Origin of the sequence: Afifella pfennigii DSM 17143, assembly GCF_000688515.1 — a bacterium.
Lineage (GTDB): Bacteria > Pseudomonadota > Alphaproteobacteria > Rhizobiales > Afifellaceae > Afifella > Afifella pfennigii.
The window spans coordinates 24,266-49,297 of record NZ_JHZK01000020.1 but is presented as its reverse complement, the minus strand read 5'-3'; the positions used below and the strand labels follow the sequence as shown (position 1 = coordinate 49,297).

Here is a 25,032-nt window from a genome sequence, read left to right as displayed (position 1 = left end):
CGCTTTTCGTCGCGGCCCTTGTGCCCTAATTGCTCTTCTGACAATTTGGCTGCCCTTGACCGAATGCTAAGGTCCGGGTTCGTTTCATCTTTCCGCTTGCATTCTCCCGCAGGGTGTCATGTCCCATTCGCCTCCTTCCACGCCGCTGCTCGATCAGGTCAAGTCGCCTGAGGATCTGCGTCGGCTGAGCGACCGCGATCTGCGCCAGCTCGCCGACGAGCTTCGCGCCGAAGTCATCGACGCCGTCTCCGTGACCGGCGGTCATCTCGGCGCCGGTCTCGGCGTGGTGGAACTGACGGTAGCCTTGCATCGTGTCTTCGAGACGCCGCGCGACAAGCTGATTTGGGATGTCGGCCACCAATGTTATCCGCATAAGATCCTCACCGGGCGGCGCGAACGCATCCGCACCCTGCGCCAGGGCGGCGGCCTTTCCGGCTTCACCAAGCGCGCCGAGAGCGAATACGACCCCTTCGGCGCGGCCCATTCCTCCACCTCCATCTCCGCCGGCCTCGGCATGGCGGTGGCGCGCGATCTGCGCGACGACGATTTCAATGTCGTGTGCATCATCGGCGACGGCGCCATGTCGGCGGGCATGGCCTACGAGGCGATGAACAATGCCGGCCATCTCGGCTCGCGGCTGATCGTCATCCTCAACGACAACGACATGTCGATCGCCCCGCCGAGCGGTGCGATGAGCAACTATCTCGCCCGCCTTGTCTCCGGCCAGACCTATCTGTCGTTGCGCGATGCGGCCAAGCAGCTGACCAAGCGCCTGCCTCTTTCCGACATGATCCACGAAAAGGCCCGGCGTACGGAAGAATACGCCCGCGGCTTCTGGACCGGCGGCACGCTGTTTGAGGAGCTAGGCTTCTATTATGTCGGCCCTATCGACGGGCATAATCTGAACCATCTGTTGCCGGTTCTGCGCAATGTGCGCGACGCGCAGGGCGGGCCGATCCTGCTGCACGTCGTCACCCGCAAGGGCAAAGGCTACGCGCCGGCCGAGGCGGCCGCCGACAAGTATCACGGCGTCTCGCGCTTCGATGTCGTCACCGGCCAGCAGGCCAAGGGCAAGTCGAACGCGCCCTCCTACACCAAGGTCTTCGCCTCCAGCCTCGTCACCGAGGCGCGCGAGGACGATCGCATCGTGGCGATCACCGCGGCCATGCCCGCCGGCACCGGGCTCGACCTTTTCGAGAACGAGTTTCCCGCGCGCACTTTCGATGTCGGCATCGCCGAGCAGCACGCCGTCACCTTCGCCGCCGGCCTGGCGGCGGAAGGCATGAAGCCGTTTACGGCGATCTATTCCACCTTCCTGCAGCGCGCCTACGACCAGGTGGTGCATGACGTCGCCTTGCAGAATCTGCCCGTGCGCATCGCCATGGACCGTGCCGGTCTCGTCGGCGCCGACGGGCCGACCCATGCCGGCTCCTTCGACATCGCCTATCTGGCCTGTCTGCCCAACATGGTGGTGATGGCGCCGGGCGACGAGGCGGAGCTGCGCCATATGGTGCGCACGGCCGTCGCCTATGACGAGGGTCCGATCGCCTTCCGCTATCCACGCGGTGAGGGGCTCGGCGTGGAGATGCCCGAACGCGGCGAGATTCTGGAGATCGGCCGCGGCCGCATCGTCAAGGAGGGCAACAAGGTCGCCATCCTGTCGCTGGGCGGCAGGCTGGGCGAGGCCCTGGCCGCCGCCGAGATGCTGGAGCGCAGCGGCCTGTCGACGACGGTCGCCGATGCCCGCTTCGCCAAGCCGCTGGATGAGGAGCTCGTTCTGCGCCTTGCCCGTCAGCACGAGGTGCTGGTGACGATCGAGGAGGGCTCCGACGGCGGCTTCGGCAGCCGGGTGCTCAGCCTGCTGGTCAATTCCGGCAAGGTGGAGGAGGGGCTGCGGCTGCGCACCCTGACTTTCCCGGACCGCTATATCGACCAGGACAAGCCGGAGCTGATGTATGCGGCGGCCGGCCTCGACCGCGACGGCATCCTCACCACGGTCTTCCAGGCGCTCGGCCGCGAAGTGCCCGAAGCGGCGCTGCGCGCCTAAGCCCCGCGCTCGGCCGGGACGAGGCGGCCCGCTCCGGACCGCCTCCTGCTCCAGGCGATCAGCGCTAGTTCGAGGTGATCGGCGCGCAGGCGACGCGCGAGCCGGCATCGCCCGAAGGCTGGCTGCGGTAATCGTCGGCGCCCGAATGGATCATCAGCGCCGAGCCGTCCGCGTCCATCAGCGGCGCATCGCCTTCCACGAAGCGCACCCGCGTATTGAAGACGTCGAGATTGGTCCGCTGGCCCTCCACCACGGTGAAGTTCGGCATGTCGCCGGCATGCATGCCGCCTTCCGCCAGGATGCCGTGCGCAGCGCCGGTCGGGTTGTAGTGGCCGCCGGCGGCCTGAAAGTCGGGCGCGTCGGAGCAATCGCCCGTCTCGTGAAAATGCAGGGCATGGACGCCGGGCTGAAGCGCGCCTTCTTCGATGACCACATGCACCAGGACGCCCTGCGGCGTGTCGGTAAGCTCGATCTGCCCGACCTCCCCCTCCGCGCCCTGAAGGCTCTGGGTATACCCCTGAAAGGTCGCGGCGTCCTGGGCAAGGGCCGGACCAGCGAGAAGGGCGAAGGCGGCGATGGCGATCGTGCGCATGTCTTTCTCCGTGGTTGTCTTTCCACGAACCCGTCTCCGCGCGCCCGGTTCCAACCGGCTCCAGGGCGGGTCGTCGGCGGATGGGTCATAGTGTTTCCAATTCAAGGGTCCGCGCTCATGCCTTGGCGCCGCAGGCGGCTTTCTGTCCGATAGGCAGTGATCCTCCGTTTTGGGAGCATTGCCGCGTTGCGCGAGGCGCGAGGACCTAGATGCGGCACTGGATTTCGGTCGTCTTTGCTTCCGTTTTGACGGCGCTTGCGCTTGTGTTCATTGTGCACGGGCTGCAACGAAGCGGCCTGTCACAGAATCACTTTGTCTTTGATCGCGGTTATTTTGGCGCAACCAAGCATTGATCCCCGTCGGCTTTCCCGGCCGCGCGTGACGCTCACCCTCGTTTTCTTTGCGCGCGGCATCCGGCATGGCTGAGCGCCTGCGCCTCGACGAGGCCCTGGTGCGCGCCGGCCTGTTGCCGAGCCGCGCCCGGGCGCGCGATGCCGTCTTGCGCGGCACGGTCAGCGTCGATGGCCGCCTCGCGCTCAAGCCGGCGATGCTCGTCGGGCCACAGGAGCGCCTTACGCTCGACGATCCCGCGGCCGGTTACGTTTCGCGCGCCGCGCTGAAGCTGGCCGCCGGGCTTAACGCTTTCGGCTTTGAGCCGGCCGGCCGCACGGTGCTCGATCTCGGCGCGTCCACCGGCGGCTTTACCCAGCTCCTTCTGGAGCGCGGGGCAGGGCATGTCCTCGCCGTCGATGTCGGCCACGGCCAGATGCACGAGACGCTGCGCGCCGATCCGCGCGTCGGCCTGCTGGAAGGTCTCAACGCCCGCGAGCTGAGGCGCGACCATCTCGGCGGCAGGACGGTTGAGGCGCTCACCGCCGACCTCTCCTTCATCTCCGTGCGACTTGCCTTGCCGCCGGCGCTCGATCTCGCCGAAGCCGGCGGTTGGGGCGTGTTTCTGATCAAACCGCAATTCGAGGCCGGGCGGAAGGCGCTCGGCAAGGGCGGCATCCTGCGCGAGACGGCGCAGGGCGAGCGCATTGCCGATGAGCTTGCGGAATGGCTGGAAGGGCGGGCCGGATGGCGGGTAAAGGGTCTGGTCCCGGCGCCGCTCGCGGGCGGCGACGGCAATCAGGAATACGTGCTTGGCGCCATCCGTGAGTGAGACAGTCACCATCGCCCGCCTCGGCCATCGCGGCGACGGCATCGCCGAAACCGATGCCGGGCCGCTTTTCGTGCCGCTGACCCTGCCGGGGGAGGTGGTGCGCGTTGCCCGGCGCGGCCGGCGCGCCGAGCTTGTCGAGGTTCTGGAGCCGGCGGCCGATCGCATCGCCCCGCCTTGTCCGCATTTCGGTGTCTGCGGCGGCTGCGCCCTGCAGATGCTGCCGTTGGAGGCGACACGACGGGTCAAGCGCGGCTTCGTGAAGGACGCGCTGTCGCGCGCCGGCGTCAAGGCAGACATCGCGCCCGCTATCGGAGCCCCGCTTGCCGCGCGCCGCCGCGCCATCTTCTCCGCCGAGCTGAAGGGCGGCGAGCTGGCCTTCGGCTTTTATCGTCGCGGCGAGCGGCGGATCGCCGATATCGATGGCTGTCTCGTCCTGCGGCCGGCCATCGCGGAGGCTCTACCGCTCTTGCGCGGCATTGCCCGCCGCCTCGCCCGGCCGAAGCGGGCGCTGCGCGTGACGGTTCTGGAGACCGCCGCCGGCCTCGATATCGCCGTCGGCGGCGGGCCGGAGCCGAGCCCGGCCCTTGCCTCCCGGCTGGTGGAGCTCTGTGCCGGCGAGCCCGTGGCGCGCCTCAGCCTTGGCGAAGAGACGCTCTTCCAGATTGAGGGCCCGCGCCTTCTCATCGCCGGCATTGCGCTCGAGCCGCCGCCCGGGGCCTTCGTTCAGGCCTCCGCGGAGGCCGCCGAGGCGATGGCGGGCTTGGTGAGCACGCACCTTGCCGGCGCCAAGCGCGCCGCCGATCTCTTCTGCGGCCTCGGCACCTTCGCCCTGCCTCTGGCGCGCGAGATGCCGGTGACGGCCGTGGAAGCGCATGAGCCGGCGCTTGCCGCCCTTCTCGCCGCCTCCCGCGGGGCGGAAGGGTTGAAGCCTGTCGAGGGCCTTGCCCGCGATCTGTTGCGCTTTCCCCTGGCGCCGCAGGAACTGAAGCGTTTCGACGCCGCCGTCCTCGATCCGCCCTGGGACGGGGCGCGGGCGCAGGCGGAGATGCTGGCTGCCTCGCCGCTGAAGCGCCTTGCCATGGTATCCTGCAATCCGGCGAGCCTTGCCCGCGACCTTTCCATCCTGATCGGCGGCGGCTATCAGGTGGAGCGCGTCGTGCCGGTCGACCAGTTCGTCTACTCCGCCGAGACGGAGGTCGTCGCCCTTCTGCGCCGAAACTGACTCGACGTTGCCTTAACGGCACCCCATTTTTGCGCTTGATGAGAAAGACCATGGCTACCGCATCGATCGACGATTGGGCGAGCGGCATGCGCTATGCAGCGATGCAGAGCGCGCGCGTTGCCTGGTATACCGGCCATGGCTTCGCCATGCGGCGCATGCTGAAACGCATCGCCGAGAAGCATCCGCAGGCCGCGCCGAGCGTCACCCCGCCGTCGAAGCCGGTGCCCAATACCGCAAGGCTCCTCAGGGATGTTGGCAAGCTGATGGCGCGCGATTTCGCCAATGCGCGCGCCGGCCTTTATCCCATGCCCGACCCGGAGGAGACGGATCTGTCCCGGCTTCTGGCCACCAGCCGCGCCTTCTTCGCCGATGTGCCGGAGGTGGCGCGCCGCCGCCGCGAGGGCGCCAGCCAGGAGGTCGGCGGCAAGCGCGGCACGGGCAAGCGGCCGCGCTACTACATGCAGAACTTCCATTTCCAGAGCGGCGGCTGGATGAGCGAGGAATCGGCGCGCCTCTACGACATGCAGGTGGAGGTGCTGTTCAACGGCGCGGCGAGCGCCATGCGCCGCCAGGCGCTGGTGCCGGTGGCGGAAGCTCTGCAGGGCCGCGATCAGCGCCAGCTTCTGGCCGCCGATATCGCCTGCGGCACCGGCCGCTTCGTCGCCGATCTGCGTGGCGCCTATCCGCGTCTGCCGGTGATCGCGCTCGACCTTTCGGAGGAATACGTCAACGAGACGCGCCGCCATGTCGGCCGCGCCGCCACGCTCCGCCCGATGGTCGCCAAGGCCGAGGCCTTGCCGCTGCCCGATGCCAGCCTCGACGTGGCGAGCGCCATCTATCTCTTTCACGAGCTGCCGCCGAAGGTGCGGCGCCAGGTCGCCGCCGAGATCGGCCGTGTCGTCAAGCCGGGCGGCACCTTCATCCTGGTGGATTCCCTGCAGCCGGGCGACATGCCCGATTACGACGGCCTGCTGGAGGTCTTCCCGCAGCTCTTTCACGAGCCTTATTACCGCGGCTATCTTGCCGAGGATCTGCCGCGCCTTTTCGCCCCGCACGCCATGGTGGTGGAGAAGGTGGAGACGGCGTTCTTCTCCAAGATCGTCACCTTCCGCCGCAGCGAGACGGCCTGATGCGCCGCGTCGCTTTTCTTTTCCTGGCGCTGCTTTGCTTTCTCGTCGGGCTCGCCTTCATCGCCACGCCGATACCGCTCGGCGCGCCGCTCTTTGCCGTCTCGCTGGTGCTGACGATCGGCGCCAGCCGCACGGCCGCGCGCTGGGTCGCCGGCTTTCGCGGCCGCGTGCCCGTCTTCGATCGCGGCGTCGACTTTCTGGAGCGCCGCGGCGGGCGCCGGCTGGGACGGGTGCTGCGCAAGACCAGCCCGCGGCGATTGCCGCGCCGGCCGGCCGTGTGAGACGAGGGCGTAGGCGATAGCCAAGAGCCAGGTCTCGGCCGCTGCGCCTTCCCTGCCGCCTGCTGCCTATTCCCCCAGGATCTCCGTCTCCTCGATCTCGATGCCGAAGCCCTTGAGGCCGACATAGCGGCGCTCGCGCGTCGACAGGAAGCGGATCGACTGCACGCCGAGATCCTTCAAAATCTGCGCCCCGAGCCCGACCTCGCGCCAGGCCTCCATGCGCCCGGCCGCCGAGCCGTGGCTCTCCACCGGGTCGATATCGCGCAGGCGCCGCGACTGGCGCGCCACGCCCACCGAGCCGTCGCGCAGATAGACGATGACGCCGCGCCCGCGCTCGGCGAAGTCGGCCATCACCTCGTCGAGCATGCGCCTGGTACCGAAAACGTCGTCCAGCACCGATTCCAGATGGATGCGCACCGGGATCGCCTTGCCGTCGCGGATATCGCCGAAGACCAGCGCCAGATGGTCCATCGGGTCGAGCGGCGTGGCGTAGGAATAGGCCGTGGCCGGGCCGGCCGGCGTCGTCACGCTCTGCTCCGCCACCCGGCTGATGAGCTTTTCGTTGCGCTGGCGCCAGGCGATGAGGTCGGCGACGGAGACCTCCACCAGCCCGTGCTCGCGCGCGAATGCGTGCACCGCCTCGCCGCGGCGCACCGTGCCGTCGTCGTTGACGAGCTCGGCGAGCACGCCCACCGGCGGCAGCCCGGCGAGCCGGCAAAGGTCGACGCAGGCTTCCGTATGGCCGGAGCGCACCAGCACCCCGCCCTCGCGCGCCACCAGCGGGAAGACATGGCCCGGGCGCACGAAATCGGCCGGGCCGGCGTTTTCGTTGGCGAGGGCGCGCACCGTGGAGGTGCGCTCCTCCGCCGAGATGCCGGTGGTCAGCCCGTGGCGGAAATCGACGGAGACCGTGAAGGCGGTGGAAAGCGGCGCGTCGTTCTCGCTCACCATCGGCGACAACTGGAAGCGCTGCGCCGTCTCGCGCGGCAGCGCCGCGCAGACGATGCCGCTGGTATGGCGGACGATGAAGGCCATCTTCTCCGGCGTGCAATGCACGGCGGCGACGAACAGGTCGCCCTCGTTCTCCCGGTCGTCGTCATCGGTGACGACGACGATTTCGCCGCGCTCGAAGGCGCGGATCGCTTCGGCGACCTTTTCCACTTCTTCGCTCATATCCGTGATTGGCCGGTCTGTGCCCGGTGTCGGAGATAATGATCGGCAAGGACGAGCGCCATCATCGCCTCGCCGACCGGCACGGCACGAATGCCCACGCATGGGTCGTGCCTTCCCTTGGTGACGACATCGACCTCCTCGCCGGCGCGGGTGACGCCCTTCACCGGCACCATGATGGAGGAGGTCGGCTTGACGGCGAAGCGCACCACCACCGGCTGGCCGGTGGAGATGCCGCCGAGAACGCCGCCGGCATGGTTCGACAAGAACGTCGGCCGCCCGTCATTGCCGGCGCGCATTTCGTCGGCGTTCTCCTCGCCGCGGATGCGCGCCGCCTCAAAGCCGTTGCCGATTTCCACGCCCTTGACCGCGTTGATCGACATCATCGCCGCGGCAAGCTCCTGGTCGAGTTTGCCGTAGACCGGTGCGCCGAGACCCTCCGGCACGCCCGTCGCCACGACCTCCACCACGGCGCCGAGGGAGGAGCCTTCCTTGCGCATCTCATCGAGACGCTCCGCCCAGCGCGCCGCCGCCTGCTTGTCGGGACAGAAGAACGGGTTGTCGCCGACCTCCTGCCAGTCGAAGCTTTCCCGGTCGATGGCGATGCCGCCCATCTCCACCAGCGCGCCGCGCACTGTAAGCCCTGGCACGATCTTGCGCGCGATGGCGCCGGCGGCGACGCGCATCGCCGTCTCGCGCGCCGAGGAGCGGCCGCCGCCGCGATAGTCGCGCAGGCCGTATTTCGCCTCGTAGGTATAGTCGGCATGGCCGGGCCGGTAGCGGTCGCGGATATCGGAGTAATCCTTGGAGCGCTGGTCGGTGTTCTCGATGAGGAGCGAAATGGGCGTTCCCGTCGTCACCTGGCCGCCGGTGCGATCGTCCTCAAACACGCCGGAGAGGATCTTCACCTTGTCCGGCTCGCGCCGTTGCGTGGTGTAGCGCGACTGGCCGGGGCGGCGCTTGTCGAGCTCGGCCTGGATTTCCGTCTCGCTGATGGGAATGAGCGGTGGACAGCCGTCGAGGACGCAGCCGATGGCGGGCCCGTGGCTCTCGCCCCAGGTGGTGACGCGCAAGAGATGGCCGAAGGAATTGTGGGACATGTTCCTGCCGGAAGCTGCCGGCGCCTTGGCTTGATGACGGGCGCCGGTTCTAGGCGCTTTTTTTCGCCGATTGAAGGGGCCTCGTTGGCCTGGGCGAAGCGCGGCGTGCGAACGCTCCGGCTCGCAGGGAAGAGAGGCAGCGTCTTGCCCTTTCGTGCCGCAGATGGCTGCTGCCAATAGGAAGGGGAGGCCGGGGGCGTCCCATCTAGCCGTTCCGGTAGGTGTAGCTGTAGCCGTTGAGCGCCGGCGCGCCGCCGAGATGGGCGTAGAGCACCTTGGCGCCCTGCGGGAAGAAGCCGTTCCGAACAAGGTCGATGAGGCCCTGCATCGATTTGCCCTCGTAGACGGGGTCGGTGATCATCGCCTCGCTCCGCGCCGCCAGACGGATCGCCTCGTTCGTCGCCGCGCTCGGGATGCCGTAGGCCGGGTAGGCGTAATCCTCCAGGATGATGATCTCCTCCTCGCGCACCTTGCGGCCGAGCTCCACCAGCTCCGCCGTGTTGTCGACGATCTGGCGCACTTGTGCGCGCGTCTGGCGCGGGGTTCCGGAGGCATCGATGCCGATCACCCGTTCCGCCCGGTCGTCGGCGGCGAAGCCGACGATCATGCCGGCCTGCGTGGAGCCGGTCACGACGCAGACGATGATGTAGTCGAAGGTGATGCCCATCGCCGCTTCCTGGGCGCGCACTTCCTCTGCGAAGCCCACATAGCCGAGGCCGCCGTATTTGTGCACCGAGGCGCCGGCGGGAATGCCGTAGGGCTTGCCGCCGGCGTCCTTGACGGACTGGATAGCCTCTTCCCAACTCTTGCGGATGCCGATGTCGAAGCCGTCCGGGACGATGCGCGAATCGGCCCCCATCAGGCGGGTGAGGAGGATGTTGCCCACCCGGTCATAGACGGCGTCCTCGTGCGGCACCCAGCTTTCCTGCACGACGACGCATTTCATGCCGATCTTGGCCGCCGCCGCGGCGACCTGGCGGGTATGATTGGACTGCACGCCGCCGATCGATACCAGCGTGTCGGCGTTGGAGGCGATCGCGTCTGGCACGATGTATTCCAGCTTGCGCAGCTTGTTGCCGCCCATGGCAAGGCCGGAATTGCAGTCGTCGCGCTTGGCGTAGATGTCGACCTTGCCGCCGAGCGCCTTCGTCAGCCGCGGCAGGTGTTCGATCGGGGTCGGGCCAAAGGTGAGCGGGTAACGCTCGAACTTGTCTAACCGGAGCAACGCCATCTCCCGCGAAAGTCAGGTCGATCCTAGCCGCGGCGCGCGGCACTGGGAAGGCGCGCGATCGTCGAGCGGCGGCAGCTTGCAGAACTCTGACGACGGTCCGCTGCGCGAGCACAGCCCGTAAGCCTTACATCAGCATCGCCTTTCCTTCCGCCACGGCGATGATGCGGTCGTGCGGGATGTAGAATTGCGGCGCCACGTCGGCCGGCAGGCCCGTCAGGTGATGCAGCGCCACGCGGGTGATGCCGCCATGGGCGACGACGACATGGCGGCGCGCCTGGCGTTCCTTCAGCCATGCCTGGAAGCGCTCCGCGAGGATGGCGTAGCTCTCGCCGTTCGGCGGCACGAAGCTCCATTTGTTGCGCTTGCGGATGGCGACGGCATCAGGGTTCTTTTCCTTCAGTTCGCGGATCGTATGCGCCTCCCAGTCGCCGAAGGAGACCTCGCGCAGCGCCTGGTAGGTGGAAAAGCTCTGATCCGGCCGGCCGGCGGCGCGCAAGATGATCTGCATCGTCTCCACCGCCCGTCCCAGCGGCGAGGCGACGAAATCCCATTCATGCTCGCCCAGCAGCGAGGCGAGCACGCGCCCGTTGCGCTCCGCCTGGCGCCGGCCGATGTCGTTGATGGGGATTTCGTGCACGCCCTGGAAGCGGCCTTCGACATTCCAGTCGGTCAGGCCGTGGCGCATCAACAGGAGGACATCGCCGCTCATTCACGCTCCTTCAAGGCCGGCCGCGCAGCCTGAGGCCGGCCATGGCGCCTTCCTTCATCACCTCGCGTCGAAACCGGAAGAGAGCGGCCGGACGGCCGCCCGTGGAGATGCTGGTCTCGCCCGTCTGTTCCACAAGTCGGGTCTGTTCGACAAGCCGCCTGAAGTTCTGTTTGTGCAGATGCCGGCCGGAAATCGCCTCCACGACCTTTTGCAGCTCCGTCAGCGTGAAGGAACCCGGCACCAGCTCGAAGACGACGGGGCGGTATTTCAGCTTGCCGCGCAGGCGGCTGATGGCGGTGGCCAGAATCCGGCGATGGTCGAAGCGCATCGGCCTGCCGAGCGGCGGCAATCCTTCCCACAGCGCCGCCGAGGCCCGCCCGTCGCGCCGCGCCTCCGCGACGAGCCCGGCCTCGTAGAGAAGCTCGTAGCGGTCCAGGACCCGCTCCTCGTCGAAAGGCACGTTGCCCCAGCCGAAGGCGAGCCGCACCCGCTCCAGCCGCGCCAGCGGCCGGTCGGGCCGCTCCGCCGCGGGCGCCATCTCGCACCAGCGCTTCAGCGCCGGCGCGATCGCCGCATCGAGGATCGGCGGTCGCCCCTGCCGCCAGTCCTCCCAGGGAAAATAGCCGTACCAGGGCCGCCATTGCGCCCCGCTTTCCTCCAGCGCCTCTTCCGCCTCCTCCAGGCGGCGGGTAAGGGCGAGATAGCCGACCGACATGACATGCGGGCCAATATCGCCGCGTCTGGCGTGCCGGCCGCGATCGCCGAAGGTGTAGAGCTGCTCCACATAGCCGAGCTTGAGGCGGGTCTGCTCCTCCACGAAGGCTCTGAGCCCGATCTCCATGGTGCGGTGCTCCACCGGATCGAACGGGCCGTAGGGCAGGCCTTCCTCGCCGCCGGCATTGCCAGGCTGGGTGACGAGGATGAGCGGCGACAGCCGGTCGACGGCGACGATGGCGGCGTTGAGGCCGATCTCGATAGGCGTGGTGGCGTCCGCGTTGGCCGGCGCCGGTCCCGGCTCCAGGGAGGGCGGGGCGGGCCGGCTACTCGTCGAGGGCGAGCGAGAAGACATTGCCTTCAAAGGCGCTGGCGCCGCGGCCGATGGCTTCGACCGCCGCGATCATCCGGCCCTGGCGCTGAAGATAGGCATCGGCGAGCGCCACGAAGCGCCGGTTGGGCGTTGCCTGCGGCGACTGGCGGCGGATGCGCAGCGCCAGTTCCTCCTCCGCAAGATCGGGGCGCAGCGCGCAGAGCGCGGTAAAGGCGCCGGCGGTGGAGCGGCTGATGCCGGCCCAGCAATGCACCACCATCGGCGTCTGCCGGTTCCAGCCGTGCACGAAATCGAGAAAGCGCGCGACATGCGCCTCCGCCGGCGGGGTCATGCCCTCCACCGCCTCGGAGATGTCGTTGAAGCCGAGGAAAAGGTGGTTCTCCTCCGGCACGCTCTGCGGGCGCGTCACCGCCGTGCCGGCATTGATCAGCGTCGCGATATGGCGCGCACCGCTCGTCTCCACGGTCGCGGCGAGATGGGCGAGGGGACAGACATAGATGACCGGCATCAGGCGCTTCTCTTCTCCATGACGGCATCGCATGGCGCCGCGCTCGGCCCGCTTTCGCACAGGTGGCTCGCCTCCAGCGCACAAAAGCGCTCCTTGAAGCGGCGTTCCGCCTCCGTGGCGGGCCAGGGTGACAGGTAGTCCTGAAGCTGTTCCGGCTCAACGCTCGGATCGCCGAAAAAGCGCCGCGCCTCCTTTTGTGCAAAGCCCGCGAGCAGGGTGGCCTCCCAATAGGCGGCCGCCTGATCGGCCTTCTTGATCGCCCGCTTCAGCTTCGGCGCCGTCTCGGCGGGCAGCGCGAAGCGCAGATGCACCGCCCGCTGCAGGCGGCCTTCCACCTCTTTGTACTCGCCGCCGAGGACCGCCTTGAAGGGCGAGATCATGTCGCCGATGACATATTCCGGCGCGTCGTGCAGGAGGGCCACCATCTTTTCGCGCGCCGTCAGGCGCTTGTTGAGAATGCCGAGGACCGCCTCCACCAGGAGCGAGTGCTGGGCGACGGAAAAGGCGTGGTCGCCGCGCGTCTGGCCGTTCCAGCGGGCGACGCGGGCAAGGCCGTGGGCGATGTCCTCTAATTCCACGTCGAGCGGCGAGGGATCGAGGAGATCGAGCCGCCGACCGGAGAGCATGCGCTGCCAGGCGCGCTTGGGGGCGCTGGAACGGTCCGGCACGGCGTCAGCCTTCCCCGGCCGCGGCCGTTGCCGGCCAGGTGTAGCAGGCCCAGTCCGGCAATTCCGCCGCCACAGCCGCCTCGCCGGCCATGATTGCCACGCCTTCCTTGAGCGCTTCGCCGAGACGGTCGAGCCGCGCCAGCGCCACCGCCTTGCCGTTCGCGCAGGAGCCGAGGCGCCCGACCGGCCTGCCATCGGCGGTGATATCGGCGCCCGGCTCCGGCAGCTCCCTCGCCGCATCGAGGGCGGCGAGCGCCACGATGCGGCGCCGCGCCGTGCCGCGATGCTGCATGCGCGAGACCACCTCCTGGCCGATATAGCAGCCCTTCTTGAAGGCGACGCCGTTGAGGCAGTCCATGGCCGCATCGTGCGGGAAGGCCTCGCCGAAGAGAAAATCCTCGCCGCCTTCCGGGATGGCAAGCGCGATGCGGTGGGCGTGATAGTCGCTTTCACAAGCGCTCGGCGACAGCGCTTCGGGCGCGGCGAGGCGCCGCCAGCCGAGGGCGGCAAGGCGCGGATCTGCATGCGCGCCTTCGGGCGCCGCCTCGTCCCAGCCGGCGAAGACGTAAAGCGCCTCGCCGACATCCTCGATCGTCACCTTGCTGCGCAGGCGATAGAGCGTCAGCCGCTTTGAGAGATCGGCGGCGACCTCGCGGCGCACGTCGAGGGCGAAGCTTTCGCCATCGTCGTGGAGGATGAAGTCGGCGATGATCTTGCCCTGCGGGGTGAGAAGCGCGCCATAGGCCGCGCCCCCCTCGCCGGGCGGTTCGCAGGTCATCAGGTTGGCGAGGAAGTGCCGGGCATCCGGCCCCGCAACGCGCAAAACGGTTCGCTTCGTCAGTCGTGCCAGCGGCATGGCGGCCCTTTCTTTGCCGTTTCAGCTAAGGCGGATCGGTTGCCGGGGCAATGGCGCTTGCTTCCGGCGCCGGCAATTGGCAAGCAGCTTGCCATGGCAAAGACCTTCGATCTCATCGTCCGCGGCGCGAGCCTGGTCAACCACGACGGCATCGGCGAGCGCGATATCGGCGTCAGCGACGGCCGCATCGCCGCCATCGGCAGTCTCGCCGGCGCCGATGCCGGCGAGGTCGTCGACGCGGCCGGCCTCACCGTGCTGCCGGGCGTCATCGACAGCCAGGTGCATTTCCGCGAGCCGGGGGCCGAGCACAAGGAGGATCTGGAGACCGGCTCGCGCGCCGCCGTTCTCGGCGGCGTCACCGCGGTCTTTGAGATGCCCAACACCAATCCGCTGACGACGAGCGCTGAGGCGCTTGCCGACAAGCTCGCCCGCGCCAGGGGCCGCATGCATTGCGACCACGCCTTCTGGGTCGGCGGCACGCGCGACAACGCTGCCGATGTCGGTGAGCTGGAGCGTCTGCCGGGCGCCGCCGGCATCAAGGTCTTCATGGGCTCCTCCACCGGCGACCTGCTCTTGGAGGACGATGAGGGCGTTGCGGAAATCCTTCGCCGCACGCGCCGGCGCGCCGCCTTCCATTCGGAGGACGAGATGCGCCTGCGCGAACGGCTCGGCGAGCGGGTTGAGGGCGATCCGGCGAGCCATCCCGTCTGGCGCGACGTGGAGGCGGCGCTTTCCTCCACGCGGCGCCTGGTGGCGATCGCCCGGCGCCACAACGCGCTCATTCACGTCCTCCACATCTCCACCGCCGAGGAGATCGCCTTTCTCGCCGGCCACAAGGACCTCGCCTCCGCCGAGGTGACGCCGCAGCATCTCACCTTCGCCGCGGAGGATTACGCCCGTCTCGGCACGCGCCTGCAGATGAACCCGCCGGTGCGCGAGGCGCGCCACCGCGAGGCGCTCTGGCAAGGCCTCGCCGATGGCACGGCCGACATCCTCGGCTCCGATCATGCGCCGCATACCTTGGAGGAGAAGGCCGCGCCCTATCCCGCCTCGCCCTCCGGCATGCCCGGCGTGCAGACGCTCCTGCCGGTGATGCTTCACCATGCGGCCAAGGGCAGGCTCAGCCTTCTTCGCCTCATGGATATGACCAGCGCCGGGCCGGCGCGGCTCTTCGGCATTCGCGGCAAGGGGCGCGTCGCGGTCGGCTACGACGCCGATCTGACGTTCGTCGATCTGAAGCGCGAGGTCACCATCGCCGATGCCATGATGGGATCGCGCTCCGCCTGGACGCCTTATGACGGCCTGCGCGTCACCGGCTGGCCGGTCGGCACGCTCATCCGCGGCCGCCGCGTCATGTGGGAGGGCGACATCGTTGCGCCCGGCGCCGGCGAGCCGGTGCGGTTCTAGGCTGTTTGTCGCCCGCGGGGGGCGGCTTGCCGCCTCTCCGGCGCCGTTAACCGCCTTGCGGCGGCTTTATTTGCGGTTAATCGCCGCGTGGTAAGCCTCGCGCGAGGGATTGATCGGGAGCCCCCGCGTGAGCGCTGAAGGAGAGATGCGGGCGGGCCGCCTCGGCGGTATCGTCGCCATGGCTCGTCAGGCGCTGCTGAGCTCCGACGACCGCGGCAAGGCGCGGCGCGCCTCCATCATCGCTCTTTTCATCCGCGTCGCCAATGCGGTCCTCGCCTATGGCACGCAGGTGGTTCTGGCCCGTCTCATGGGCCAGTTCGAATACGGCATCTTCGCCTTCACCTGGGTCTGGCTGCTGGTCTTCCAGGCGATCGGCACCTTCGGCTTTGGCGATTCGCCGGTGCGCTTCGTCCCGGCCCTGCGCGAAAAGGGCAGCGAGGCGGAGCTGCGCGGCTTTCTGCGCTTCGCCTTCATCATGTCCTTCCTGACGCCGATCGCCGTCGCGGCGCTCTTTGCGCTCGCCGTCACCCAGGCAGGCCCCTGGATCGAGAGCGCCTATGTCTATCCGCTCTTGTTGATGGCGGCGGTGATCCCTTTCTTCTGCCTCCAGGCCTATCTGGAGGATATCGGCAGGGCCTATTTCTGGACCGTGGCTGGCCTGGTGCCGGTCTACATCCTGCGCCACGGCTTCCTGCTCGTCTTCATGCTCGCCGCCGTCGCGGTGGGCTTTGAGGCGAATGCCGTCACCGCTTTCGCCTGCACGCTGCTCGGCACCGCCCTGGCCGCCCTCTGGCAGCTCGTCGCCATCTGGCGCCGGCTGCGCAAGGTGGTGCCGCCCGGCCCGCGCGCCTACCGCATCCGCGAATGGATGGTCGGCTCCGCGCCCTTTGCCGTCATGCAGGGCATGTTCCACCTCTTCTCCTTCATGTCGGTGATCGTGCTTTCCTTTTTCGTCGGCCCGGCGCAGATCGCTCTCTTCTTCGCCGCCACGCGCATCATGCAGGTGGTTTCCTTCATCCCCTTCGCTGCGGCCGTCGGCTCCGCGCATCTCTTCTCCGCCGCGCATGCCGCGCAGGATCAGCCGCGCCTGACGATCCTGACGCGCGAGGTCAGCCTTCTCACCTTCCTCGCCTCCACCGCGGCGACGGCCGGCGTCCTGCTTCTCGGCGGCTGGCTCCTGGCGCTCTTCGGCGAGGGGTTCGCGGCGGGCTATAGCGTGCTTGCCATCCTTGCCGTCGGGGTCATCGTGCGGGCGCTTTTCGGTCCCGCCGAGGATATCCTCAACATGACCGGCTACGGCTATTTCTCCGCCAAGACCTATGTGGCGATGGTGCTCGTCAACGCCGCGCTCAACGTCGCCCTCATCATCCCCTTCGGTATCGTCGGCGCGGCACTGGCGACGACGATATCGGTGACGCTGCGCTCGCTCTGGCTGGCGCGGGCGGCAAAGCGTCTGCTCGGCCTCGACACCACCGTCGTCGGGGCGCTGATCTTCGCGCGCGAATTCGTGGCGCGCTGGCGCGGCACGTCGGCTCAGCCCGCCGAATAGCCGACCAGGATCAGTCGCCGGCGAGGAAGAAGTGCCAGCGCCCGTCCGGATCGATGCCGAGGCGGAAGAAGATGTAGGCCCCATAGGACTGGATGTCCTGCCAGTCGCCGGCCGTGATCAGCGTGAACAGCTCCACGATCTGTTCCGGGCTCAGCCGGTCGAGCGGATAGCGGGCGTAATAGGGCCACAGATACATCTCGTTGGGGGTGCCCCGGTCGACATGCAGGAAGCCCGCATCGAGCACTTCCAGGAGGATGGCGAGGATTTCCCGGCCCTCCGCGTCGCCTGAAAGCGCCTTCAGATACTCAACGGGGTCCCCCACCTTGTCGAAGGCGAAGGCCGGCGGGGTCTGCTGGGCCTCAATCAGCGGGCGCAGCTGCTCGATATCGCCCGAGCTTGCGGCGGCGCGTAGCGCCCGCCAGGTGCGCCGCACCGGCTCCGGCATCTCTTCGGCGCTGCGCTTGATGTCGAGATATTCCGGCACCTCCTCGGCTGTCTCGGCCGCCTCTTCCGTCTCGGCGCTCTGCGCCGGCGCATCCGTTTCGGCGGGCTCGGCCTCAGCCTCGCCGGCCGGCGCTTGTGGTGGCTCCGCTTCGCTTTCCGCCGCGGCCGGGGTTTCGGCCGGCTGCGCCGCGCCGTCGGCCTCTGCGGCGCCTGCCGGGGTCTCTGGCGGCGTCTCTGCCGGGGCCTCGATGGCCTCCTCCGCCGGCGGGGCCGCCGGCGCCGTCTGCGCCTGTGCGGCCGGCTCCTCCTCAAGCGGGGCCGTCGTCTCCTGCGCCAGGGCGGGTGCGGCGATGAGGAAGAGGCCGGCCGTCAAGCCGGCGAGAAATCTCCCGGCGAGCTGCCGAGCGCCGGCGGCCTTTCTTGCTCTCATCTCGTGACGTGCGTCGTCGGCCATCGCTCACTCCCCTTTGCTTCCCGCTACCACTGAGCCTGTTTCCGTGGCGGGAGCGAGGCAGACGGTCGCTCCGGGCCGCTTCATTGCCCGTAGCGGGTGCGGATATCGGCGGCGATCTCGGCGCTTTCCTGCAGATAGAGCGTGATCGATTGCTGCGCCGCAGGGGTGCAGCTTCGATAGACCGAATGATAGGTCTCAAAGCCGTGGTTGAAGCGCCCGATGAGCCGCGCGCGGCGCTGCGGGCCCGGCGCCTCGGCGGCGAGCAGCGCCTCCATATCCGCCTTCCAGGCCGGCCCGTCGCCGGCCTCGCAGAGCCCGCGCAGGAAGTGCAGCGCGCCGAGAAGCTCCGCGAGCCGCAGAAGCTTGGGCTCGTAGATCGGCGGTGGCGCTTCGCTGGGCGCTGCCGTCTCCGGCTCCTCGGGCGCATCCTGCGCCAGGGCGCGGGCGGGCACGCCGCCGGCCATGAAGGCGAGAACGATGAAAAGAGACAGGAACCGCATCCCTCTCATGATGTCGCGCGCAAAGGGCCTCTTCAAGGCAGCTTGGCTCCTGGCGAAGCGATCTCCTCAGCCTTTGCGGCCGCCTCCTCCTCGCCGGCGGCGAGGATGGCCCGGGCGATGAAGGCGGTGGCGCCGGCGGTCAGCGCAAGGTTGCCGGTTCGCTCATAGGCTACGAATGCGGCCTGGTCGACGTCATCGCCGGCGACGGGCTCGCCGCCGGCATGGGGGGCGGTGAAGACCGCAAGGCGGAGCGCTTTCTCGCCGCCGGTCAGATGCTCGCCCAGAAAGGCGAGGGGACCGACGGCAAGGCCCGTTTCCTCGGCAAGCTCGCGCCGTGCCGTCTCGTCCGGGGCCTCGCCCCGTTCCACGCGCCCGCCGGGAAAGCTCCACATGCCGGCAAAGGGCGGCCTTGACCGCCGCACCAGAAGCACGGCGTCCGGCTTCAGGACGATGACGCTCGCCCCCTCGAAAGCGGGGGATTTTTCCGTGCTGGCCAGCTTGCGGCCTCCTCATTGGCCTCCGGCGTGCTAAATGCCACCCGCATGTGCGGACGCTTCGTTCTCACCGCCGATGGCGAGGCCATCAAGAGGCTTTTTTCTCTGGCAGCGCTCGACGAGCGGCTGCTCGTCCCGCGTTACAACATTGCGCCGACGCAGCCTATCCTGGTCATCCGCGAAGGCGAGAGGGGCCGCGAGGCGGTGCCGATGCGCTGGGGTTTTTTGCCCGCCTGGGTGAAGGATCCGGCGAAGTTTCCTTTGATCATCAATGCGCGGGCGGAGGAAATTGCCGCAAAGCCCGCCTTCCGCAACGCCATCCGCCGGCGCCGCTGCCTCCTCCCCGCCTCCGGCTTCTACGAATGGCAGGCGCGCGGCAAGGGGCCCAAGCAGCCCTATTTCATCGGCCCGACCGGGACCGGCACGCTCGCTTTCGCCGGCCTGTGGGAGACCTATATCGGCGCCGATGGCGGCGAGATCGATACCGTGGCGATCGTCACCGTCGCCGCCGAGCCGCCGCTCGAGGCCCTGCATCACCGCTGCCCGGCGATCATCGAGCCGGAGAATTTCGACCTCTGGCTTTCCGGCGAGGAGACGACAGAGGCCGCGCTCGCCCTTCTTGCCGAGCCGGGCATGGCGGCGGGGCTTGAGGCCGTGCCGGTGTCGCGCCGGGTCAACCGCGTCGCCGACGACGATGCCGCCCTCATTGAGCCCGTGGCCGAAGAGGCGGTGGAGGAAGCGCCGCCCGAGCCCAGCCAGGGGCAGCTTCTGTGACGCCTTGCCGGCGCCGGCCGCCGGGTGGCGCGTGAAAGGTTCCAGGAAAACCACGTGAAACCGGACAATCGTTACGGCTCCCTCGCAGCCACGGTCTATCATCTCGACAAGCCCATCGGCCGCTCCTTCGGCGATATCGAATTCTACCGCGACCTGCTCGGCCCGCCCCGTGGCTCCGTCCTGGAGCCGGCCTGCGGCAACGGCCGCGTTCTCATCCCGCTCCTGGAGGCGGGCTATGACATCTATGGCTTTGACGCCTCGGAAGAGATGCTCGCCCATTGCCTCAAGGCATGCCGCCGGCGCGGGCTGCGAGCCGCGCTCAGCCGGCAGCGCTTTGAGGATTTCGCCTACGAGCAGAGCTTCGAGGCGCTGATCCTGCCGGCCGGCTCCTTCCAGCTCGTTACGGATGCGGCCCTTGCACGCCGCGTTCTGCGGCGCTTGCGCCGGGCGCTGTTGCCGCGCGGGCGCCTCATCCTCGACCTTGATCCGCTTTCCGGTCTCGCCGAGCCGGAAGCGGCGCTGCGCGCGTGGCAAAGCGGCGAGGATCGCCTGACGCTGAGCGAGAGCGCTGTAAAGACCGATTTCGTGCGCCAGATGCGGGTCTCGGAGCTCACTTACGAGCGCTGGCGGGACGGCGAACTCGTGGAACGGCAGGCCGAGACCTTTTCCTTGCGCTTCTGGGGCGTTCTGGAAATGGAGCTGGCGCTGCGCGAGGCGGGCTTCGCCGATATCGCCGTGCATGCCGATTACCGCCGGGGCGCGGCGCCGGAGCGCTCAACCGGCGCGCTCACGTTTGAGGCATCGGCCCCGCCGGCGTGAGAATGGCTGGGCGGGCGGCCGGATCGGCGAGGCGGCGCCGCGTGCCGCCTCCGCTCAGAGCATCCTTCCCGGGCTCAGGATATTGTTGGGGTCGAAGGCGCGCTTGATCGCCCGCATCATGTCGAGCTCCACCTCGCTCTTCACCTCTTTCAGGAGCTCGCGCTTCAGCCGCCCGATGCCGTGTTCGGCGGAGATGGAGCCGGAGAGCTCCATCACGATGCCGTGGACGATGGCTGCCACCTCGTCCCAGCGGGCGAGAAAGGCGGCCTTGTCGGCGCCGACCGGCTGGCTGACGTTGAAATGGATGTTGCCGTCGCCGAGATGGCCGAAGGGCACCGGCCGCGCGCCGGCAATGCGCTCGGTGACGGCGGCCGATGCCCGCTCCAGGAATTCCGGCACCTTGGCCACCGGCACGGAGACGTCGTGCTTGATGGAGCCGCCTTCCGGCCGCTGCACCTCGCTGAGCCCGTGGCGCATGCGCCAGAATTCGCTCGCCTGGGCGAGCGAGGTGGCGAGCGCGGCGTCCAGCAGCTCTTCGGCCTCGAACGCCTCCTCCAGCGTCGCCTGCATCAGGCTCGCCGCCTCCTCCTCGCTGCGTCCGGAGGAGATTTCGATCAGCGCGTACCAGGGATAGGCATCGCCAAGCGGGTCGCGCGCGCCCTCCAGATGCTTGACGATGAATTCCATGCCGATGCGCGGCATCAGCTCAAAGCCGGTGAGATTGGCGCCCGCCGCCGCGCTGAAGCGGCGGAAGAGGGTGAGCGCCTCGGCCGGGCTTTGCGTGGCGGCGATGGCGACGGCGCGCCCCTTGGGCGCGGGAAAGAGCCGCAGCGCCGCCGCCGTGACGACGCCGAGCGTGCCTTCCGAGCCGATGAAGAGATGCTTCAGGTCGTAGCCGGTATTGTCCTTGCGCAGCCTTCTGAGACCGTTCCACACCCGCCCGTCGGCGAGCACCACCTCAAGGCCCAGAACGAGGTCGCGGGTGTTGCCGTAGGCGAGAACCCCCGTTCCGCCGGCATTGGTGGCGATATTGCCGCCGATGCGGCAAGAGCCCTGCGCCCCGAGGGAGAGGGGAAAGAAGAGGCCGGCTTCCTCGGCGGCGGCGTGCAATTCCTCCAGGACGGCGCCGGCTTCCGCGATCATCGTCGCGCCGTCTGGGTCGATGTCGCGGATGGCGCGCATGCGCTCCAGGCTGAGAACCACCTCCGCGCCGCTCTCGTCCGGCACCTGCGCGCCGACGAGGCCGGTATTGCCGCCCTGCGGCACGATGGCCACCCTGGCGGCATGGGCGAAGGCGAGGATGGCGGAGACTTCCCCTGTCGTCGCGGGGCGCACGACGGCGGCCGGCCGGCCGTGCCAGAGGTCGCGGGGTTCGCGGCAATAGGGCGCGACGTCGTCTTCGCTTGTCAGCACCTGCGCTTCGCCGACGATGGAGGCGAGGCGGGCGGGGATGTCGGGATCGGCCCTTGCGGGCTGCGGTTTTTGCTGCATCGCCGGCAGGATAGCAGTTGCCGCCGCCGATTGAAGGGCTGTTGCAGCCCCCCCAAACCCGTGCCATTACGACACGGCATTTCGGGCCGCAGCGGCGAGAACGGCGAGAGAAACATGACCGCAGCAAATGGCATCATGACGGGGAAGCGTGGGCTTGTCCTCGGCATTGCCAACAATCGATCCATTGCTTGGGGAATTGCCAAGGCGGCGCGCGAGGCGGGCGCGGAGCTGGCGCTGACCTATCAGGGCGATGCGCTGAAGAAGCGGGTGGAGCCGCTGGCGGCGGAGCTGGACGCCATCGTCGCCGGCCATTGCGACGTCACCGACACGGCCTCCATGGACGCGGTGTTCGAGAAGGTTCGCGCCGAATGGGGCGGCCTCGATTTCCTCGTCCACGCCGTCGCCTATTCCGACAAGGACGAACTCGACGGGCGCTACATCGACACCACCGAGGCGAACTTCAACAAGTCGCTCTCCGTCTCCTGCTATTCGCTGACGGCGCTCGCCCAGCGCGCCGAGAAGCTGATGAGCGCCGGCGGCTCGATCCTGACGCTGACCTATTACGGCGCCGAGAAGGTGATGCCGCATTACAACGTCATGGGCGTCGCCAAGGCGGCGCTGGAGGCGAGCGTGCGCTATCTCGCCGTCGATCTGGGCCCCTCCGGCATCCGCGTCAACGCCATCTCCGCCGGCCCGATCAAGACGCTGGCAGCCTCCGCCATCGGCGATTTCCGTTACATTCTGAAGTGGAACGAGTACAACGCCCCGCTGCGGCGCACCGTGACGCCGGACGATGTCGGCCAGGCCGCGCTCTACCTTCTTTCCGACATGGCGCGCGGCGTCACCGGCGAGGTGCACCATGTCGATGCCGGCTATCACGTCGTCGGCATGAAGGCGGTCGACGCGCCGGACATCACCACGGTGCTGAAGGAATAGCGCTCGCCGCCGGCACCTTGGGGTCGGCGGCAAAGCGGGTCTTCAATTGTCTATACAATTAGTCGGCATGCTCAGCCGTCGATCGCGATGACCGTGCGGCCGCGAATCTTGTTCGCCAGCAGATCCGCCGCCGCCGTCTCGATATCTTCAAAGCCGATGGTGGAGGTCATCGCCTTGAGCTTGTCGCGGTCGAGGTCGCGGGCGAGCCGCGCCCAGGCCTCTTCGCGGATCGCCTTCGGCGCCATCACCGAATCGATGCCGAGGAGGCTGACGCCGCGCAGGATGAAGGGCGCCACCGTCGTCGGCAGGTCCATGCCGCCGGCAAGGCCGCAGGCGGCGACGGCGCCGCCATATTGCGTCTGGGCGAGAACGTTGGCGAGGGTGACGGAGCCGACCGCGTCGATGCCGCCCGCCCAGCGCTCCTTGCCGAGCGGCTTGCCGGGCTCGGCGAGCTCCTGGCGCGCGATGATTTCGGCAGCGCCGAGGTCCTTCAGGTAATCGGCCTCTTGCGGGCGCCCGGTCGCGGCGATGACCTCGTAGCCGAGCCTGGCGAGCAGCGCGATCGCCACCGAACCGACGCCGCCGGAGGCGCCGGTGACGACGATGGCCCCGCGCTCGGCAGTGATCTGGTGGCGCTCCAGCGCCATGACGGCAAGCATCGCCGTATAGCCCGCCGTGCCGATAGCCATCGTCTCTGAGGCGCTGAGGCTTTGCGGCCGGCGGATCAGCCAGTCGGCCTTGACGCGCGCCATGCCGGCATAGGCGCCGTAATGCGTCTCGCCGAGGCCCCAGCCGTTGAGGACGACCGGCTCGCCGGGCGCAAAGGCGCCGCTCTCGCAGGAGACGACCTCGCCGGCAAGGTCGATGCCGGGGATCATCGGCCAGCGGCGGATCACCGGTCCCTTGCCGGTGACGGCGAGCGCGTCCTTGTAGTTCAGCGTGGAATGGCTGACGCGCACCAGCGTGTCGCCCTCCATCAATTCGTCCGGGCTCATTTCGACCCGCGCCAGCGACTGCTTCTTTTCCTCGTCCCGCGAAACCAGGATCGCCTTGAACGTCTCCGCCATCGATCTCTCCCTTATGTCGCTCTCCAAGTCGCGCAGCCCGGCGCCGAAGACAAGGGGTGCGCCTTAGGCCGCCTCACGCTGTCGCCGGCAGGCCGGCTGGCGCGGCGCGTTCCTTGATCGGCCAGTGGATGATGGCGGCGAAGATGCCGAGCGCGACGCCGAGCCACCATACCGCGTCGTAGGAGCCGGTCTCGTCGTAGAGGTAGCCGCCCATCCACACGCCGAGGAAGGAGCCGATCTGGTGCGACAGGAAGACGATGCCCCCGAGCATGCCCAGATGGCGGGTGCCGAACATGACGGCGACGAGGGCATTGGTCGGCGGCACGGTGGAAAGCCATAAAAGCCCCATCGCCACGGAGAAGACGACGACGGAGGCCGGCGTTGCCGGCGCCAAGAGGAAGGCGGTGATGGCGGCGGAGCGGGCGAGATAGATGAGCGACAGGAAGATCGGCTTGGAATAGCGCTGGCCGATGGCCCCGGAGGCGAGCGAGCCGATGACGTTGAAGAAGCCGATGAGGCTGATCGCCACCACCGCCCAGCGCGCCGACAGCCCGAGATCGCCGATATAGGCGGGAAAATGCGCGGTGATGAAGGCGACCTGGAAGCCGCAGACGAAGAAGCCGGAGGTAAGCAGCAGATAGCTCCGATAGCGCAGCGCCTGGACAAGCGCGCCCTTCACCGATTGCTCCGCCTCGCCGAGGGCGAGCTGATGCTTCGGCTGGCCACGCAGCGGGATGGCGGCGAGCGGGATGAGGCCCATCAAGATGGCGAGGCCGACGAGGGCGTCCGACCAGCCGAGGGTGCTGATCATCGCCTGCGACAGAGGCGCGAAAGCGAACATGCCGAAGGAGCCGGCCGCCGTCGCCAGGCCGAAGACGAAGGAGCGGCTTTCCGCCGGCACGCGGCGCGCGAGCGCGGCCATGACGATGCCGAAGGAGCCGGCGGCCACGGCGAGCCCGATGAGCGCGCCGCCGCCGATATGCAGCCACAGCGGCGAGGGGGCGAAGGCCATGATGAGGAGCCCCGCCGCGTAGAGGATGGCGGAGAGGATGAGAACGCGCGCGGAGCCGAACTTGTCGGCCAGCGCCCCGAAGAAGGGCTGGCCGAGGCCCCAGGCGAGGTTCTGAATCGCCATGGCGAGGCCGAAGGTGGTGCGGTCCCAGCCTTTTTCCGCCAGAAGCGGCAATTGGAAGAAGCCCATCGCCGAGCGCGGCCCGAAGGTGATGAGCGCCACCGCGCAGCCTGCTAGGATGATGAGCCAGGGCAGTTGAGTGGACGTTCCGGCGGGCTTGGAGGCGGGGCTGTTCGCGGTCATGATGGGCAAGGTGTTCGGCAGGGACCGAAAAGGATAGCTTCAAGCCCTTCATGGTGAA

At 68.5% G+C, this 25,032-nt stretch carries 25 protein-coding genes; 10 read left to right on the top strand and 15 right to left on the bottom strand.

Going from position 1 to position 25,032, the window contains the following annotated elements; all coding sequences use genetic code 11:
• The first annotated feature begins 118 nt into the window (after positions 1-118).
• Complete coding sequence (dxs, locus tag Q331_RS0113790) at positions 119-2,047, top strand: 1-deoxy-D-xylulose-5-phosphate synthase (RefSeq protein ID WP_034492227.1); 1,929 nt, start codon at positions 119-121, stop codon at positions 2,045-2,047.
• Positions 2,048-2,111: 64 nt separating this feature from the next.
• Here the strand turns inward: dxs and Q331_RS0113785 are convergent, their stop codons facing one another.
• Positions 2,112-2,639, bottom strand: a complete 528-nt coding sequence (locus Q331_RS0113785; protein ID WP_026381161.1) for a superoxide dismutase family protein — start codon at positions 2,637-2,639, stop codon at positions 2,112-2,114.
• 418 nt (positions 2,640-3,057) lie between these two features.
• Between Q331_RS0113785 and Q331_RS0113775 the strand changes: the two genes are divergently transcribed.
• From Q331_RS0113775 to Q331_RS0113760, 4 genes are read left to right on the top strand one after another with little or no spacing between them, the layout of a single operon-like run.
• Positions 3,058-3,801 carry a TlyA family RNA methyltransferase gene (locus tag Q331_RS0113775; RefSeq protein WP_034492224.1) on the top strand — a complete coding sequence of 248 codons (744 nt, stop codon included), beginning with the start codon at positions 3,058-3,060 and terminating at the stop codon, positions 3,799-3,801.
• Positions 3,794-5,023, top strand: a complete 1,230-nt coding sequence (locus Q331_RS0113770) for a class I SAM-dependent RNA methyltransferase (RefSeq protein ID WP_026381159.1) — start codon at positions 3,794-3,796, stop codon at positions 5,021-5,023. Before Q331_RS0113775 ends, Q331_RS0113770 begins: the two co-directional genes overlap by 8 nt.
• A 50-nt stretch (positions 5,024-5,073) precedes the next feature.
• Positions 5,074-6,153 carry a class I SAM-dependent methyltransferase gene (locus Q331_RS21690; protein WP_034492221.1) on the top strand — a complete coding sequence of 360 codons (1,080 nt, stop codon included), beginning with the start codon at positions 5,074-5,076 and terminating at the stop codon, positions 6,151-6,153.
• The gene (locus Q331_RS0113760) at positions 6,153-6,434 is read left to right on the top strand and encodes a hypothetical protein (protein WP_034492219.1); all 282 of its coding nucleotides are present in this window, start codon (positions 6,153-6,155) and stop codon (positions 6,432-6,434) included. The genes Q331_RS21690 and Q331_RS0113760 overlap by 1 nt, the downstream gene beginning before the upstream one ends.
• Positions 6,435-6,500: 66 nt before the next feature.
• On the opposite strand, the gene ribB is transcribed toward Q331_RS0113760, so the two are convergent.
• The 8 genes from ribB to ygfZ form a co-directional block, all read right to left on the bottom strand.
• Positions 6,501-7,607, bottom strand: a complete 1,107-nt coding sequence (gene ribB / locus Q331_RS0113755; protein WP_026381158.1) for a 3,4-dihydroxy-2-butanone-4-phosphate synthase — start codon at positions 7,605-7,607, stop codon at positions 6,501-6,503.
• A complete protein-coding gene (gene aroC, locus Q331_RS0113750; RefSeq protein ID WP_026381157.1) occupies positions 7,604-8,704 on the bottom strand; it encodes a chorismate synthase in 1,101 nt (366 codons plus the stop codon). The genes ribB and aroC overlap by 4 nt, the downstream gene beginning before the upstream one ends.
• A 205-nt stretch (positions 8,705-8,909) precedes the next feature.
• Positions 8,910-9,929, bottom strand: a complete 1,020-nt coding sequence (locus Q331_RS0113745) for a 1-aminocyclopropane-1-carboxylate deaminase (RefSeq protein WP_026381156.1) — start codon at positions 9,927-9,929, stop codon at positions 8,910-8,912.
• 130 nt (positions 9,930-10,059) lie between these two features.
• On the bottom strand, positions 10,060-10,644 hold the full coding sequence (locus tag Q331_RS0113740; protein WP_026381155.1) for a histidine phosphatase family protein: 585 nt from the start codon (positions 10,642-10,644) through the stop codon (positions 10,060-10,062).
• A 10-nt stretch (positions 10,645-10,654) separates the two neighbouring features.
• Entirely contained in the window at positions 10,655-11,713 is a 1,059-nt protein-coding gene (locus tag Q331_RS0113735; protein ID WP_245615656.1) for an NUDIX hydrolase, read from the bottom strand.
• A complete protein-coding gene (locus tag Q331_RS0113730; protein ID WP_026381153.1) occupies positions 11,685-12,200 on the bottom strand; it encodes a tyrosine phosphatase family protein in 516 nt (171 codons plus the stop codon). Before Q331_RS0113730 ends, Q331_RS0113735 begins: the two co-directional genes overlap by 29 nt.
• The gene (locus tag Q331_RS21685; RefSeq protein ID WP_051631175.1) at positions 12,200-12,826 is read right to left on the bottom strand and encodes a YfbR-like 5'-deoxynucleotidase; all 627 of its coding nucleotides are present in this window, start codon (positions 12,824-12,826) and stop codon (positions 12,200-12,202) included. The genes Q331_RS0113730 and Q331_RS21685 overlap by 1 nt, the downstream gene beginning before the upstream one ends.
• A 46-nt stretch (positions 12,827-12,872) precedes the next feature.
• Positions 12,873-13,724 (bottom strand): CAF17-like 4Fe-4S cluster assembly/insertion protein YgfZ, encoded by an 852-nt coding sequence (ygfZ, locus tag Q331_RS0113720; RefSeq protein WP_026381152.1) that lies wholly within the window; start codon positions 13,722-13,724, stop codon positions 12,873-12,875.
• 93 nt (positions 13,725-13,817) lie between these two features.
• Here ygfZ and Q331_RS0113715 point away from each other — a divergent pair, with 93 nt between their 5' ends.
• Entirely contained in the window at positions 13,818-15,131 is a 1,314-nt protein-coding gene (locus tag Q331_RS0113715) for a dihydroorotase (protein WP_026381151.1), read from the top strand.
• Positions 15,132-15,258: 127 nt separating this feature from the next.
• On the top strand, positions 15,259-16,680 hold the full coding sequence (locus tag Q331_RS21680; RefSeq protein ID WP_156953354.1) for an oligosaccharide flippase family protein: 1,422 nt from the start codon (positions 15,259-15,261) through the stop codon (positions 16,678-16,680).
• 10 nt (positions 16,681-16,690) lie between these two features.
• Here the strand turns inward: Q331_RS21680 and Q331_RS23115 are convergent, their stop codons facing one another.
• From Q331_RS23115 to Q331_RS23110, 3 genes are all read right to left on the bottom strand, one after another.
• Positions 16,691-17,578 carry a hypothetical protein gene (locus tag Q331_RS23115; RefSeq protein ID WP_051631167.1) on the bottom strand — a complete coding sequence of 296 codons (888 nt, stop codon included), beginning with the start codon at positions 17,576-17,578 and terminating at the stop codon, positions 16,691-16,693.
• Positions 17,579-17,658: 80 nt separating this feature from the next.
• Complete coding sequence (locus tag Q331_RS0113700) at positions 17,659-18,078, bottom strand: TIGR02301 family protein (protein ID WP_034492263.1); 420 nt, start codon at positions 18,076-18,078, stop codon at positions 17,659-17,661.
• A gap of 32 nt (positions 18,079-18,110) precedes the next feature.
• The gene (locus Q331_RS23110) at positions 18,111-18,530 is read right to left on the bottom strand and encodes an NUDIX hydrolase (protein WP_169738513.1); all 420 of its coding nucleotides are present in this window, start codon (positions 18,528-18,530) and stop codon (positions 18,111-18,113) included.
• 90 nt (positions 18,531-18,620) lie between these two features.
• Between Q331_RS23110 and Q331_RS21665 the strand changes: the two genes are divergently transcribed.
• Both Q331_RS21665 and Q331_RS0113680 read left to right on the top strand, forming a co-directional pair.
• Entirely contained in the window at positions 18,621-19,346 is a 726-nt protein-coding gene (locus tag Q331_RS21665) for an SOS response-associated peptidase (protein ID WP_051631165.1), read from the top strand.
• 54 nt (positions 19,347-19,400) lie between these two features.
• Positions 19,401-20,165, top strand: a complete 765-nt coding sequence (locus Q331_RS0113680; RefSeq protein WP_026381149.1) for a class I SAM-dependent methyltransferase — start codon at positions 19,401-19,403, stop codon at positions 20,163-20,165.
• 54 nt (positions 20,166-20,219) lie between these two features.
• Here Q331_RS0113680 and Q331_RS0113675 read toward each other — a convergent pair whose 3' ends face one another.
• Positions 20,220-21,656, bottom strand: a complete 1,437-nt coding sequence (locus Q331_RS0113675; protein WP_051631163.1) for an FAD-binding oxidoreductase — start codon at positions 21,654-21,656, stop codon at positions 20,220-20,222.
• A 114-nt stretch (positions 21,657-21,770) separates the two neighbouring features.
• Here Q331_RS0113675 and fabI point away from each other — a divergent pair, with 114 nt between their 5' ends.
• A complete protein-coding gene (gene fabI / locus Q331_RS0113670) occupies positions 21,771-22,592 on the top strand; it encodes an enoyl-ACP reductase FabI (RefSeq protein WP_026381147.1) in 822 nt (273 codons plus the stop codon).
• A 71-nt stretch (positions 22,593-22,663) separates the two neighbouring features.
• On the opposite strand, the gene acuI is transcribed toward fabI, so the two are convergent.
• Positions 22,664-23,659 carry an acrylyl-CoA reductase (NADPH) gene (gene acuI, locus Q331_RS0113665; RefSeq protein WP_026381146.1) on the bottom strand — a complete coding sequence of 332 codons (996 nt, stop codon included), beginning with the start codon at positions 23,657-23,659 and terminating at the stop codon, positions 22,664-22,666.
• A 73-nt stretch (positions 23,660-23,732) separates the two neighbouring features.
• Complete coding sequence (locus Q331_RS0113660; RefSeq protein ID WP_026381145.1) at positions 23,733-24,974, bottom strand: MFS transporter; 1,242 nt, start codon at positions 24,972-24,974, stop codon at positions 23,733-23,735.
• Positions 24,975-25,032: the final 58 nt, after the last annotated feature.